This window comes from Acidovorax sp. 210-6 (assembly GCF_010020825.1).
Taxonomy (GTDB): domain Bacteria; phylum Pseudomonadota; class Gammaproteobacteria; order Burkholderiales; family Burkholderiaceae_C; genus Simplicispira; species Simplicispira sedimenti.
The window spans coordinates 2,025,225-2,038,648 of sequence record NZ_JAACJE010000001.1; the positions used below are offsets into that span (position 1 = coordinate 2,025,225).

A 13,424-nucleotide genomic window follows, 5' to 3' on the forward strand; every position below is an offset into this window, starting at 1 on the left:
GGGGTCCGATGGGCGGATTCACTTGTCAGCACCCGCGCCAAGGCTCGCATGTAGGCACCGCCACCTCAACCATACCGTCCATCTTTGTTAACAGACGGAATTCGATTGCTGGGCCGCGTCAGCGCGTGCACCGCGCAGCAGCCTCAATCCATTACCGACCACTAGGAGGCTGGCACCCATGTCGGCGAAAACCGCCATCCACATGGACGCGTTGCCGAGGATCGCGAGGACCAGGAACACGGCCTTGATGCCCAACGCCAAAGCGATGTTCTGAAGAAGAATGCTACGGGTGCGTTTGGAGAGCCGTATCACCTCCGGGATGCGGCGCAAATCGTCGTTCATGATGACGATGTCGGCGGCCTCCATGGCAGTGTCCGTCCCCGCAGCACCCATCGCAATTCCAATGTTGGCTCGGGCCAGTGCGGGAGCGTCATTGATGCCGTCGCCTGTCATAGCGGTGGGGCCGTACTGCGCTTGCATCTGCTCGATGGCTGCCAGTTTGTCCTCTGGCAGCAAATTCCCTTGGGCCTTGTCGATGCCAGCTTGGCTGGCGATGGCCTCGGCAGTGGACTTATTGTCCCCCGTCAGCATGACCGAGGCGACACCTAGCGCGTGCATCTGAGTGATGGCTTCACGGGAACTGTCCTTGATGGTGTCGGCGACGGCAAAGATGGCGAGCACTTCGCTGGTGTTGGCCAGCAGCGTGACGGTGCGGCCCTGGGCTTCTTGTGCCTTCAACTGGCCCTCAACGGCCGGAGTGCAGAGTCCCCGCTCTTCAATGAGCCGGTGGTTACCCAAAATGAGGCGTTGGCCCTCCAATTGGGCCTCCACTCCTCGGCCAGCGAGTGCCTTGAAGTCGCTTACGCTGCCTCGACCAGCCTGCAGTCCTAGCGCGATAGCTTTGGAAACAGGGTGATCAGACTGTCCCGCCAGATCTGCCGCCCAGCCCAATATCTGGGCCTCGGAAAGTGACGTGGACAGCACGTGCTGGGCCACCAGCTTGGGTTTACCCTCTGTGACCGTTCCGGTCTTGTCGAGTGCGATGGCCTTGAGCTTGTGCGCATCCTCCAGGTACACGCCGCCTTTGATAAGAATGCCACGTCGAGCCGCAGACGCCAAGCCACTGACCACGGTGACGGGCGTTGCGATCACCAATGCGCACGGGCAAGCGATGACCAGCAACACCAGTGCTTTGTAGAGCGCTTCCATCCAGGTCAAACCCATGAAAGCCGGGGTGAGCATCGCCACGAGGACGGCCATCGCGAACACGGCCGGAGTGTAGATGGCGGCAAACCGGTCCACGAACTGCTGCGTGGGTGCGCGTGAGCCCTGCGCCTGCTCCACTGAGTGGACAATACGGGCCAACGTGGTGTTGCTGGCCTCCGCCGTTACATTCACCTCCAGGGTCCCTGTTTCGTTGATGGTGCCTGCGAACACCGGGTCTCCCGGGGCCTTGTCCACTGGAATGCTCTCTCCTGTGACAGGTGCCTGGTTGACTGCGCTGGTGCCACTGGTCACGGTGCCGTCTAGCGGCATACGTTCACCGGGCTTTACTCTGACGATGGCGTTGAGCGGAACCTGTACGGCAGCCACCGTTTTCCAGCTACCGTCAGGCTGACGCACATCCGCCATCTCTGGCGTGAGATCTAACAGGCTTTTAATAGCATTGCGTGCGCGGTCTACTGCACGGCTTTCAATCAACTCTGCGATGGCATAGAGGGCCATCACCATTGCGGCCTCAGGCCACTGGCCAATGAGGAAAGCGCCGGTAACGGCCACAGTCATCAACGCATTGATGTTCAAGCGCCCCTGCAGCAATGCCGCGAATCCCTTGCGATAGGTGGAGAAACCCGCCAGCCATATGGCGGAAGCCGCCAGGGCCATCCCCAAGCCCTTGAAGACAAGCGTATTCGCAGAAAAGAACGCCACGGCCTCAGCCGTGATGGCGAAGCCCAAAGCCAACCCCATACGTCCGAGCCCTTCGGCGACGTGTTCCTGCCCAGGGACATCATTCGAGGCAGCAGTTGCCACCGACTGTGGATCAAACCCTGCTTTGCGAATGGCAGCCACGGCTTGAGGAATCACCTCATCGGGTGCGTCAATGGTCAATGTGCGAGCTCCGAGCTGAAATCCTAAGCCGCGTATGCCAGAAACGGGTTCCAGTGCGCGGCGAATCTCGCTCTCTTCGGAAGCGCAGTCCATTGCAGCAATCCGAAACATGGTGCCTTTTGAACCACGTTCAGCCGCTGGCGAAGGCACAACGGCTTCTACCGACGTTGAGGTGCAGCAAGTATCCGAGGGATGTGCATCCTCGCTGGCGCAGCAGGAACCTAGTTGGATTGCGGTGGACGCAGCTGGGCCGCAGCATTGGTCCTGGGACGCTGGGTTCGATGCGTCGTCGTAGCAGCGTTTCATAAACAATTCTCCTTGGTGAGCCGATTGGAAACCTTGAAGTTGCTTCAAAGTCAAGCCGGACTAACAGTACGGGCGGTAAGGTTTCGGGCATTTAGGGCTTCACCGCTATCTAAGGCCGCATTGACCGCTCTACTTGGGTGTGCGATTCAATTCCAGACCAATCCTCGTAACGCCCTCGCTGCTGCTGGCGGTGGGGTGGCCGCCATGCATGCGCGCGATCGCCGCCGTGATGGCCAAACCCAACCCGTGGTTCTTCTGGCTGTGGGATCGGGAAGCAGAAGCGCGAAAAAAACGATCGAAGATGCGATCCAAGACCTCAGGAGGGATGGTCTGACCGACATTGGAAACCACGACCCTCGCCCGCTCGGCAGAAACAGTCTCGACGCTGACGAGCACTACGGTATCCCGCCGCGCATACTGGGTGGCGTTGCCAATCAGGTTTGATAGAGCGCGTCTCAACAATGGCTCATCAAAGTCCCCCGATGCATCCCCTGAGATTCTGAGTTCCAACCCCGCCTCCGATAGCGCGGCTTCATGGTATTCCGCCACCTTCTGCACGACGAGAGCCAGGCTGGGCGTGTGCGTGCGCCGCGCCACAGCGCCTCGATCAGCCTGGGACAGGAACAACATGTCGTTCACAATCCCTGTCAGGCGGTGCAGTTCTTCCAAATTGGAGGACAACACTTCATGCAGATCGAAACTGGCTGGACGGCGCAGTGCCAGTTCATTGCTGGCGAGCAGTGTGGCCAGTGGCGTACAAAGCTCATGGGCCACATCTGCATTGAATCCCTCCAGTTGGGTGTAGGACTGATCGAGCCTGCCCAGCAGTCCATTGAACTGCTCCACCAGAGGAGCCAACTCAGTAGGCTGGCCCGAACTGTCCAGTCGCTGGTGAAGGTTGTTCGCCGACAGGGATTTCACTTGACTGGCCAGTCGGCGCACGGGCGCAAGCCCGATGTGGACGATAGACAGACCGCCTAAGGAAACGACAATGGCCCCCACGATTGCGGCCACCGCCAAGGTCAGCGCGAGGCGCCGAAGATGCTGGAGATCATCGGTCACATCCATCGACAACGTGACTTGCAGTGCATCGTCTCCCTCGGCCTGAGGAGCCACTTCAAACACCCTTGAAACCAGCCTAGCGGATTCCGTGGCTGGCCCGGCCACAGGGAACACTTGTTGTCCGTTCTTGATGCGAACGATCAGCCGAAAGTTCTCGTGGCCAATAAGGAAGTCGCTCAGCGAATGCTCTTCGGACGCATCTTGCTTGTGCTGCCCGCTGCCCAGCATGTGCCGGACGATAGTTTCCTTCTGCGCCAGTGTCTCGTGTTGGCGCTCGGACAGATTCATGGCTGTCACCATATAGACCACCAGACAAACGGCTCCGAGGCCGGCAAGGCTTTGCGCAGCCAGCCACCACGAAAGGCGCTGTCGCAACGACCAGGGCCGTTGGGCGCTCATTCGCTTCGCGCTTCCAGGATGTAGCCCATACCCCTGACGGTATGCAACAATGTTCGTTCAAAGGGGGCATCCATCTTGCTTCGCAAGCGCCGGACTGCGACTTCCACGACGTTGGTCTCGCCATCGAAGTTCATGTCCCAGACCTGCTCGGCGATCTCTGTGCGCGAAAGCACTTCGCCCTTTCTTCGCAGAAACAATGTCAGGAGCAGAAACTCCTTGGCCGTGAGATCAATCCTCTGTTCCGCCCGCGTCGCCGTGCGCCGCACCAAGTCCAATTCGAGGTCTGCAATCCCCAGCAAGGTCGGCTCTCCGGCATCTTTGGCGCCGTGCGTTCGTCGCAGCAGCACCTGGATGCGGGCAAGGAGTTCAGAGAACGCGAACGGTTTGACCAGGTAATCGTCGGCCCCTGTCTGCAGCCCGAGCACCCGGTCTTCCACGCTAACCCGGGCCGTCAGCATCAACACCGGCGTTTGCTTGGTCTTTCGCAATGCCGTCAGCACAGTGAAACCATCGATTCCGGGAAGCATGGCGTCTAGGATCACCAGATCGTGCGATCCTTCAAGCGCCATGTGCAGGCCATCGACACCGTTGTGAACAACATCAACGCTGTAGCCTGCTTCACCCAGGCCCTTGCGCAGGTACGCCGAGAGCTTGACCTCGTCCTCAATGAGCAGGATCTTCACAAAGGTGCTTTCGAAGGCTCAGACGGGTTGATGGATTGCAAATTCTGCATTTCCTTGCCTATGGATATCGAGAAAGGGTGGATCGGCGAGCGACTTAAGGTTCGCCCTCTCAGGCTTGAGATAGCGAGCCAGCGGCCCCGGCTTCAATCACGACCACGCGTCTCCGAACTGCGCGGGGGCTTGGATTTCAAGCGCGCTGCCTGCCGCTCGCGTAACCGCCTGCTCAGACGCCGTGTGTACTTCGTCCCCTTGTCCAGAGGTTGGTGGTGCCTGAGCCAAACCTGCCGCAGCTTCCAAAAAACGAAGATGCACAACAGCAAACCGACCCATATCCAGGTCAGCTTTGCAGACAGATCTCCTGCAGGGATGCGCTGAGACATGGGCCGTTCCTGTAGCTATGGCTCCCAATCACGTCGGGAAGCTGGCAAGTGCCCAGCCATCACCGCTGCCTGACAACCGCCAAGCGACCATGGTTAATGACTAGGGACACTGGCGCTTGGTGTTACTTCAATACGAAACGCACGGAAGCTACGGCTTTGCCGGCCTTGGACACCGCAACAACAGCTTTGGTCCCTGTGCCGACCTTGAAGCTGCCTGTTGCCTCCAGCTTTCCATCGACCGGTTGAAGCTGAACATCCTGCTTGTCGCCACCCGACAGCAGCGTCACCTTGGCGGACATGCCGGCGAGATCCAGCGGTTTGCCGTGATCGCGCATGTAAAGCTGCAGCTTGTCGGGCTTAGTCACCAGTTCGTAGTCGATGTCCTTGGCTTCGGTGACGGCACCACCGTGCATTGGCTTGATTTCGTGGCCATCGGCGTGCTTGTCTGCAGCGAAGGCGGCGCCCGAAACAGAAAGCGCCAGGGCAATCAAGAGCTGAGAGATTTTCATGAGACGTCCTTGGTTAAGAGGTTGATGCAGGAGATTCGCAGGTCCATGGTCGTACGCCAGGACCTGCGGCGTTCACACCGATGAGGGCGCATTCGGGTGAGAGGGCTCGGCGGAGACATCCTCGGCTTGCTCGTCCGGCTTGTGTGCCAAACGATAGAGGATGGGCAACACCAGCAGGGTGAGCAGTGTTGAAGAAAGAATCCCGCCAATCACCACCGTGGCCAGAGGGCGCTGCACTTCAGCACCAGTACCTGTGGCGATGGCCATTGGAATAAAGCCCAAAGAGGCCACCAGCGCGGTCATGAGCACGGGGCGCAGGCGCGTCAAGGCACCTTCCCGAATGGCCGTGTCCAAAGAAACACCGTCTTCCCGCAGGGTGCGGATGTAGGAGATCATCACCAGCCCATTGAGTACCGCGACACCAGAAAGCGCAATGAAACCGACGGCTGCCGAGATGGACATGGGAATGTCACGCAACCACAGCGCCAAGATGCCGCCAGTCAGCGCAAACGGAATGCCGGTGAAGACCAACAGGCCATCTTTGACATTGCCGAACATGGCAAACAGCAGCACGAAAACCAGCAGAAGAGACGCGGGAACGACGACCTGCAGACGCTGGGTTGCAGACTGCAGGTTCTCGAACGTACCACCCCAACTGGTCCAGTACCCGGTGGGGATCTTGATCTGGGCCAGTCCTTGCTCAGCATCCGAGACAAAAGAGCCGACATCGCGTCCTCGTACGTTGGCGCTCACCACAATGCGGCGTTTTCCGTTCTCGCGGCTCACCTGGTTCGGGCCTGGAGCCAGTTCGAAGCTCGCAACTTCGCCCAAGGGGATGAAGTGCGTCCTGGCTTCCGTGCCACCCGCAGAACGTGGCAGAGGGATGGGCAAACGCTTCATTCCCTCCAGGTCATTGCGCAGGGACTCCGGAAGGCGGACCAGGATGTCGAAGCGACGATCGCCCTCGAACAAGGTGCCAGCCTCCCGCCCACCAATGGCCGTGGCCACTGTATCCTGGACATCCGCCACATTCAGTCCATACCGCGCCGCCTTTTGCCGATCGATGTTCACAGTGAGCATAGGCAATCCCGTCGTCTGCTCGACTTTTACCTCCGAGGCGCCCTGGATCTTTTGCAGCATGGCCGAAATCTCCTCAGCCGTTTTGTTTAGCACGTCCATGTCGTCGCCAAAGATCTTGACCGCTACATCACTGCGCACGCCCGAGATCAACTCATTGAAGCGCAGCTGAATGGGCTGAGAAAACTCGTAGTTGTTGCCCGGAATCTTCCCGATCACGCCCTGAATAGCTGCCAGCAACTCATCCCGAGTCTTACGAGGCGCGGGCCATTCGCTCATGGGCTTGAGCATGATGTAGCCGTCAGAGATGTTCGGTGGCATGGGGTCCGAAGCAATTTCCGCCGTACCTGTCCGTGCAAAGATCCGCTCGATCTCAGGGAAATTGGCCTTAAGTGTGGTTTCGATCTGCCGTTGCATCGCCACGGATTGCGACAAGCTGGTGCCCGGAATCCGAAGCGCCTGGATCGCAAAGTCCCCCTCGTTCAGATTGGGGACGAACTCGCTGCCCATGCGCGTGGCGATCAGGCCGCACAAGATGACGGCGACAGCGGCTGCGCTCAGCACCACGGCCTTGGCGTTCATCACCCGATCAAGCAGCGGGGCATATAGTCGCTTTGCCTGGCCCAGCAGAAAGTTCTCTTTCTCGCTGACCTTGTTTCCGATGAACAGGGCTACGGCCGCAGGGATGAAGGTCACCGACAAGATCATGGCCCCCACCAGGGCTGCGACCACCGTGAACGCCATAGGATGGAACATCTTGCCTTCGACGCCCGTGAGCGCAAAGATGGGCAAGTAAACCACCATGATGATGAGTTGCCCGAACAGCAATGCGCGACGCGACTCCTTGGATGCCAGGAACACCTCATGGAAGCGTTCAGCACGTGTCAGCGGGCGGCCATAGTGTGCCTGGGCGTGGGCTAGGCGACGGACACAGTTCTCGACGATCACCACGGCTCCATCGATGATGATCCCGAAATCGAGTGCCCCGAGGCTCATCAGGTTGGCACTGACCTTGTAGGAAACCATGCCCGTGAAGGTGAACAGCATCGACAAGGGGATGACCGTGGCCGTGATCACTGCCGCCCGAATGTTGCCCAGGAACAAGAACAGGATCACGATCACCAGGATCGCTCCCTCCAGAAGATTCTTCTTGACCGTGCTGATGGCCTTGTCCACCAAAACCGTGCGGTCGTAGACTGTGACCGCGCGCACGCCGTCCGGCAGGCTGCGGTTGACCTCCACCATTTGCTTGTCCACGGCTTGTGACACGGTGCGGCTGTTCTGGCCGATCAGCATGAACACCGTGCCCAATACGACCTCCCGGCCGTTGTCGGTGGCAGCACCGGTACGCAGTTCGCGGCCCAGGCCCACATCGGCGACATCACGGACACGCACCGGCACGCCGTTGGCGCTGCTCAGAATGACGTTGCCAATATCCTCCAGCGTCTTGACTTGGCCAGGCGCGCGGATAAGGTACTGCTCGCCACGCTTTTCAATATACCCGGCACCTACGTTGCCGTTGTTGCGATCGATGGCCGTGACGATGTCCTGCAGCGTCACCCCCAGCGAAGCCAGACGCTCAGGGCTCGGAGCAATCTGATACTCCTTGGCAAAGCCTCCGATCGAGTTGATTTCGGTCACTCCAGGCACGTTGCGCAATTGCGGCTTGATGATCCAGTCCTGGATCTCGCGCAGATCGGTGGCGGTGTAAGGTGTGCCATCGGGCTTCTTGGCGCCGTCCTCGGTCTCCACCGTCCAGAGGTAGATTTCGCCCAGCCCCGTAGAAATCGGCCCCATGGCTGGCGTGATGCCCGCTGGAAGCTTGTCCCTTGCCTCCTGGATGCGTTCGTTGACAAGTTGACGGGCAAAGTAGATGTCGGTGCCATCCTTGAAGATCACCGTCACTTGCGACAAACCGTAGCGCGACAAGGAGCGGGTCTGCTCCAGGTTGGGTAAGCCCGCCATGACTGTCTCGATGGGATAGGTTACCCGTTGCTCTGTCTCCAACGGAGAGTAGCCTGGCGCCTGCGTATTGATCTGGACCTGGACATTCGTGATGTCCGGCACGGCATCGATCGGCAGTTTTTGATAGTTGAGCACGCCCAGCGCCGCCATGGCCAGCACGGCAAGGAGCACCAGCCATCGTTGCTCGATCGAGAATCGAATCAGCTTTTCAAACATGTAGGAGCTCCAGCATCAGTGCGTGTGTTCGGCGGAACCCTTGCCGAGTTCTGACTTCACAACAAAACTGCCGGAGGCCGCGTAGGGCATGCCGGCCTTGAGACCCTGGAGAACCTCGATCCGCTTTCCATCGCTCCGACCCAGCCGCACTGGCTGCGCGATGAAGCCACCGTTGACCTTGAGGAATACCACGGGCTTTTCTCCAACGCTTTGAACTGCATCGGCGGAAATCGTCACAGGCACGGAGGCCTCATCAGACACGACTTCCACATTCACGAACAGACCGGGGCGCCATGCACCCTTGGGGTTCTCCAGGACCACACGGGCTTTGGCGGTGCGCGTCTGCTCGCCGATGAGCGTGCCGACGAAGGCCACCGTACCGGTGGCGGAAGCATCAAATGCGGTGGCCTTGATAGTCACCTTTTCACCAACTCGCACCTGTGGCAGGTCCTTGGCTGGAACATTGATCTCAGCCCACACCTTGGAGAGGTCCGAGATGGTGAAGACCGCAGCGTCTTCCTTGACGGCTTCACCGAGGCTGATGTGCTTTTCGATGACCACGCCATCAAAGGGTGCTCGCAGCTCCAGTCGATTGAGCCCGGACGCAGACGATCCCGACAGGCCGAGTGCGCTCAGTTTCTGCTGGGCATTGGTGACAGCGACTTCCGCTTCGCTCAGGGCCTGCTTGGCCTGAAGATAGTCCTGCTCTGCAGATACCTTTTGTTCCCAGAGCTTCTTTTCCCGTTCATAGGTGGTCTTAGCCAGCGCCAAGCGCTTTTGCGCAGTGTGCATATCGCTGCGCTGCTCGGAGGCGGTGGGACTGGCAATCGTGGCCAGAACCTGTCCCTTTTTGACGACCTGACCTAGGTTTGCGCTGACACTCTCAACGACCCCACCCAAGCGCGGCACCACGTGGGAGGTGCGATCTTCATTGAGTCGGATTTCGCCTGGCAATTGAAGTGCCGTGTTGATGCTGGCTGGAGACGCAGTGTCCACGCTGATCGAAGCTGCTTTGATCTGAGCATCCGTCAGCTCTACCTTACCTTCCTCCTTGCTCATGACGAACATGAAGGGCTCGGTGGCCGTCTGCGCGATGATCTCAATCTCGAAAGAGTGAGGTTCGGCGACGACCTCACGGCTCACCCAGCTTTCCTTCTCTGGGATGAAGGTGAGTTTCTGCATCTCGTTCGTCAGCCGTGTGATGGTTGCGGTCACCGTGGCGGCACTCATGGACAGCGGCTTATCCTTGTCGGACAGCCACACACGCAGCCGAGGCTCGCCCCCGTCTTCTACAAGCAAGGCCTCCAGGCTGAAATCACCTTCTTTGAAAAGGCTTCCGCCATGAGTACCCTTGGCCTCGGTTTGCTCGTGGTGCTCGCCATCCGCATGGTCCTTGTCATGGCCGTGACCGTCGCCTCCGCCTTTTCCGTGATGCTCGCCGTCGCCATGGGCCTTTGCCTCGGTGTGTGCTCCGTGTCCATGGCCATCATCGCCCGCGCTCTTAGGCTTGCCGCCTTGCAGGATGAATGCTCCCGCGCCAACACCCAAGGCGATGATGACGGCAATGGTGGCGAGATGCTTTTTACTGATAGTGTTTTTGCTGTTGCTCATGATGTTTCTTCGTACTGGATCACGCTCTAGTCGGAAGAGATGGGGCCGCCTAGCAGACGCTCCATCTCGGCTCCTGCACGGAGGGCCTCGGCGATTGCTTTGAGATACTGGGACTTGGCGGAGAAGTAGGTGCGCTGGGCATCCAACACCTCCAGAAAGTTGAACTTCCCGTTCTCGAAGCCGATGGAAGCTGCGTCATAGGCCGACTTGGCGCCTGGAAGCACCTCTTGCTCCAGCGACTGGATCTCGGCTGCGATGGAGACAAATCGCTCCTGGGTCTGCGCTACTTCGCTGTGAAGACGGACTGTGGCGGCCTGCAGATCTTCACGGGCCTTGTCCTCCAGCTTCAAAGCTTCGAGCAAATTGCCCTGGTTTCGATCAAATACAGGGAGCGGTATCGACAGTCCGATGAGGGCAACATTGCGCTGTGTCTCGCTGGCGCGCTTTACGCCAAAGCTCACCGTGACATCTGGCACTCTTTTGCTTTGCTCCACCTCGGTCAAAGCGCGTCGGCGATCCACTTCCAAGCGGGCCCGCGCAATGGAAGGGGACGAAGAGACCAGCGATTGCAAATCTGCCCTACTGGGAAGCACTGGGAGAACGTCTGCCTTGCGATCCAGTGAAGGGGATGCCATCTCGGTCTTTCCGAGCAAAGCCGACAAACGGGTCATGGCGTTGCGTTCCTCGCTCATGGCCTGTGCCAGTTCGACCCTCACGCCCGCTTCAGCCACCTTGGCCTTGGTTTCCTCGACGGGGGACACTTTGCCTGCCGCGACCCGCTTGCCAACGGTATCTGTGGATGACCGGGCAAGCGCAACGCTGTCCTTGGCAAGGTTCAGCCGTTCCTGTGCCGTCAGTGCGTCAAAGTAGGCAGAGATGACATTGGCTCGTACCGTGGCCTTCAGCTCGGCGAGTTCCGCCTGCGCTTGTTCGCGGGCTTTCTCTGCGGCTTTCGTTCGTGCAGCCCGCTTACCACCCAGTTCGATGGGCAGGTTAATCTGCCAGCTCTGCGTGCGTGTCTGAGAGCGAGTGTCTTCCAACGAATAAGCCAATTCGGGGTTGGGGCGTGCCCGCCCCTGCAGTACCTGTCCTTCAGTCGCCTCGTACTGCCTCATGGCTGCTGCCACCTCGGGGTTACCCTCCAAGGCCAAGGCAATTGCCTTGGACAACGATAGTGATGCCGAAGGCGCTATGGCAGCGTTTTGTGGCGAGACTGTCTGGCCAGTACCGGGCATATGTACTGTGGCTTGGGCAAATACCCCACTGCATGCGGTCAGCAGCACGAGGGCCGCACAGGCCGCACGGCCTGTTTTCTCTGGGCCGCACCAAGCGCCCGGCCTTGTTTGATCGTAGATACCCTTGAACATCCAATTCTCCAGTGATTTCAAACACGAGGGAATCGGCGGGGCGGAGCCTGGAGGGCCAGGCTACCGGTCAATCATTGGTGGCAAACGCAACCGAGCCTGCTCTTTGCGAGCGGGCATGAGTGACTGAAGCTAGATAAGAAGCCCCCGCCGATCAGGCGAGGGAGCGCCACTGAGGGCGTTCGGGCGGACTTTGTGCGATACCCGAAAGAGGCAAGGCAGACTGAATCACCACGCTGGCGGGGGCCGTAGGGGCCTTCATGGAAACGAAAAAATGGGTCACGCCAATACCCAAGCCATGGCAAAGGCAGCAGTCCACATCAAAAGCATCTGACGCCTGCAGACCGTGCCCGTCTTTATCAGGCAAGCTGGACGCCTCATGCTTGTGCTCATGGTGCCCCACATGCTGCACCTGGGCCGAGGCGCGCTCATGCATGCAATAGCTCGCTACCGCAGCCCAGCTGAACTGGAACGGTAGCAAAACAAGCATCAATACAGCCAACAAGCGGTGCATTTTGTTAGTCTAGCATGTGGGCACAAATCTTCCGTGGGAGGCATGGCTCTAGTTGCAAACCATAAAGCACAAACCTAGTTGCCTACGCCGTACAACTCCGTCACTCGCTGTTTTTCAGCGGCAGACATGGTCAAGTATTCCTGCTGAACCTGCTCGCGGGTCTTGGAGGGGCTGACTGCCTTTGAAGGAAGAACCCCACCTCGTTGGAGGATTGCCAGAGTCCCGTTTTTGCGGGCTTCGAGTACCGATCCATTGACGTCTGCACGCGACAAGGAACTGTTGATGTGGTCGGGATGCATGGTCGCTCCTATCTCGCCCCCCACATCATGGAAAAAGGACGAGGCAGAAGCCATTCCAGGAGCGGCAATCACCAGCGCGATCAGTGAGAGAAGAAGGGTTTTGCGAGTGGTCATGGTTTTCCTTAAGTTGCGGTGAGCCTTTGGCGGCCTGCCTCGGCTATGCCTTGCGACATGGAATGAACTGTAAAAAGCAGCCCGCGACATTGCACCAACAGCCAAATGACAAATTCGTAATTTGCTGCGTATCCCGGTCCACTTGAATACTCCGTCTGGCTACGCGAGCAGCTTGACTGTTGATCATGAATGGCCGTGAGTGGCCATCTGTGGCTATGTGATCCAGTCAGTCGAGTGATCCCGCGCCAGGCGACGAAAACCTCTGAAAGGACCGTTCCGGTTCCGTGTCGAGGGCATTCTGAAATCAATCGCGCCAAGTCTTTTATCGGGAATTTTCCAGAACCCGATAATTCGTGCCCAGGTGCGAACGTCCCATCAGGGTCCAGAAGATGGGGGACCTAGCTTGAGCTGTATGTACCTCGACCCCTGACCGAATCCGTTTATTGTTTCGACAACTAAATGAGACTAGTTGGTCGTGGTCTTTTTGGTCTCTCTGGGCGGAAATCGGGGCAATGTCTCGAAAGAATGTTCCGCCCCAAGCCGACTTTGGACGTGCGCTGCAGACGCTGCGCGCAGCCCGGGGTGCGACCCAGGAGGACATGCTCTTGGCGACCAGCCGGCGGCACATGAGCCGCATCGAGCAAGGCCATCAAATGCCGAGCATTCGCACCATTGAGAGCCTGGCAGCGGGCTTGCAGATACATCCTCTGACCCTCATCGTGGCGGCGTATTGCCCGGGCTTAGATACAGCCTCGGTCAATGAGCTCCTCACGGCGGTGACAGCCGACTTCGAGGAACTGAACGCCGACTAGGCTT

The 13,424-nt window shown here is 58.9% G+C and carries 10 protein-coding genes; 1 reads left to right on the forward strand and 9 read right to left on the reverse strand.

The window, feature by feature from the left end:
* Positions 1 to 87: 87 nt before the first annotated feature.
* The 9 genes from GWK50_RS09345 to GWK50_RS09385 all read right to left on the reverse strand — a co-directional run bounded on the left by GWK50_RS09345 (position 88) and on the right by GWK50_RS09385 (position 12,608).
* Positions 88 to 2,340 (reverse strand): cation-translocating P-type ATPase, encoded by a 2,253-nt coding sequence (locus GWK50_RS09345; RefSeq protein WP_242455469.1) that lies wholly within the window; start codon positions 2,338 to 2,340, stop codon positions 88 to 90.
* A 204-nt stretch (positions 2,341 to 2,544) separates the two neighbouring features.
* The gene (locus tag GWK50_RS09350; RefSeq protein ID WP_162016256.1) at positions 2,545 to 3,876 is read right to left on the reverse strand and encodes a heavy metal sensor histidine kinase; all 1,332 of its coding nucleotides are present in this window, start codon (positions 3,874 to 3,876) and stop codon (positions 2,545 to 2,547) included.
* Positions 3,873 to 4,559: a heavy metal response regulator transcription factor gene (locus GWK50_RS09355; protein WP_162016257.1), complete on the reverse strand. Its 687-nt coding sequence runs from the start codon at positions 4,557 to 4,559 to the stop codon at positions 3,873 to 3,875. The genes GWK50_RS09350 and GWK50_RS09355 overlap by 4 nt, the downstream gene beginning before the upstream one ends.
* Positions 4,560 to 5,061: 502 nt before the next feature.
* Positions 5,062 to 5,448, reverse strand: coding sequence for a hypothetical protein (locus tag GWK50_RS09360; RefSeq protein WP_162016258.1), 387 nt, complete (start codon positions 5,446 to 5,448; stop codon positions 5,062 to 5,064).
* A 72-nt stretch (positions 5,449 to 5,520) separates the two neighbouring features.
* A complete protein-coding gene (locus tag GWK50_RS09365) occupies positions 5,521 to 8,706 on the reverse strand; it encodes a CusA/CzcA family heavy metal efflux RND transporter (protein WP_162016259.1) in 3,186 nt (1,061 codons plus the stop codon).
* A 15-nt stretch (positions 8,707 to 8,721) separates the two neighbouring features.
* A complete protein-coding gene (locus GWK50_RS09370) occupies positions 8,722 to 10,317 on the reverse strand; it encodes an efflux RND transporter periplasmic adaptor subunit (RefSeq protein ID WP_162016260.1) in 1,596 nt (531 codons plus the stop codon).
* 26 nt (positions 10,318 to 10,343) lie between these two features.
* A complete protein-coding gene (locus tag GWK50_RS09375) occupies positions 10,344 to 11,684 on the reverse strand; it encodes a TolC family protein (RefSeq protein WP_162016261.1) in 1,341 nt (446 codons plus the stop codon).
* Positions 11,685 to 11,835: 151 nt separating this feature from the next.
* Positions 11,836 to 12,195, reverse strand: a complete 360-nt coding sequence (locus GWK50_RS09380; RefSeq protein ID WP_162016262.1) for a hypothetical protein — start codon at positions 12,193 to 12,195, stop codon at positions 11,836 to 11,838.
* A gap of 74 nt (positions 12,196 to 12,269) precedes the next feature.
* A complete protein-coding gene (locus GWK50_RS09385) occupies positions 12,270 to 12,608 on the reverse strand; it encodes a DUF4148 domain-containing protein (protein WP_162016263.1) in 339 nt (112 codons plus the stop codon).
* 512 nt (positions 12,609 to 13,120) lie between these two features.
* Between GWK50_RS09385 and GWK50_RS09390 the strand changes: the two genes are divergently transcribed.
* Positions 13,121 to 13,420 carry a helix-turn-helix transcriptional regulator gene (locus GWK50_RS09390; protein ID WP_162016264.1) on the forward strand — a complete coding sequence of 100 codons (300 nt, stop codon included), beginning with the start codon at positions 13,121 to 13,123 and terminating at the stop codon, positions 13,418 to 13,420.
* Positions 13,421 to 13,424 lie beyond the last annotated feature (4 nt).

What these genes read in the sequence shown, in the direction of transcription:
- GWK50_RS09370 (WP_162016260.1), bottom strand. Translation starts at nt 10,317, where the DNA reads ATGAGCAACAGCAAAAACACTATCAGTAAAAAGCATCTCGCCACCATT.
- GWK50_RS09390 (WP_162016264.1), top strand. Translation starts at nt 13,121, where the DNA reads ATGTCTCGAAAGAATGTTCCGCCCCAAGCCGACTTTGGACGTGCGCTG.
- GWK50_RS09360 (WP_162016258.1), bottom strand. Translation starts at nt 5,448, where the DNA reads ATGAAAATCTCTCAGCTCTTGATTGCCCTGGCGCTTTCTGTTTCGGGC.
- GWK50_RS09365 (WP_162016259.1), bottom strand. Translation starts at nt 8,706, where the DNA reads ATGTTTGAAAAGCTGATTCGATTCTCGATCGAGCAACGATGGCTGGTG.
- GWK50_RS09375 (WP_162016261.1), bottom strand. Translation starts at nt 11,684, where the DNA reads ATGTTCAAGGGTATCTACGATCAAACAAGGCCGGGCGCTTGGTGCGGC.
- GWK50_RS09350 (WP_162016256.1), bottom strand. Translation starts at nt 3,876, where the DNA reads ATGAGCGCCCAACGGCCCTGGTCGTTGCGACAGCGCCTTTCGTGGTGG.
- GWK50_RS09385 (WP_162016263.1), bottom strand. Translation starts at nt 12,608, where the DNA reads ATGACCACTCGCAAAACCCTTCTTCTCTCACTGATCGCGCTGGTGATT.
- GWK50_RS09380 (WP_162016262.1), bottom strand. Translation starts at nt 12,195, where the DNA reads ATGCACCGCTTGTTGGCTGTATTGATGCTTGTTTTGCTACCGTTCCAG.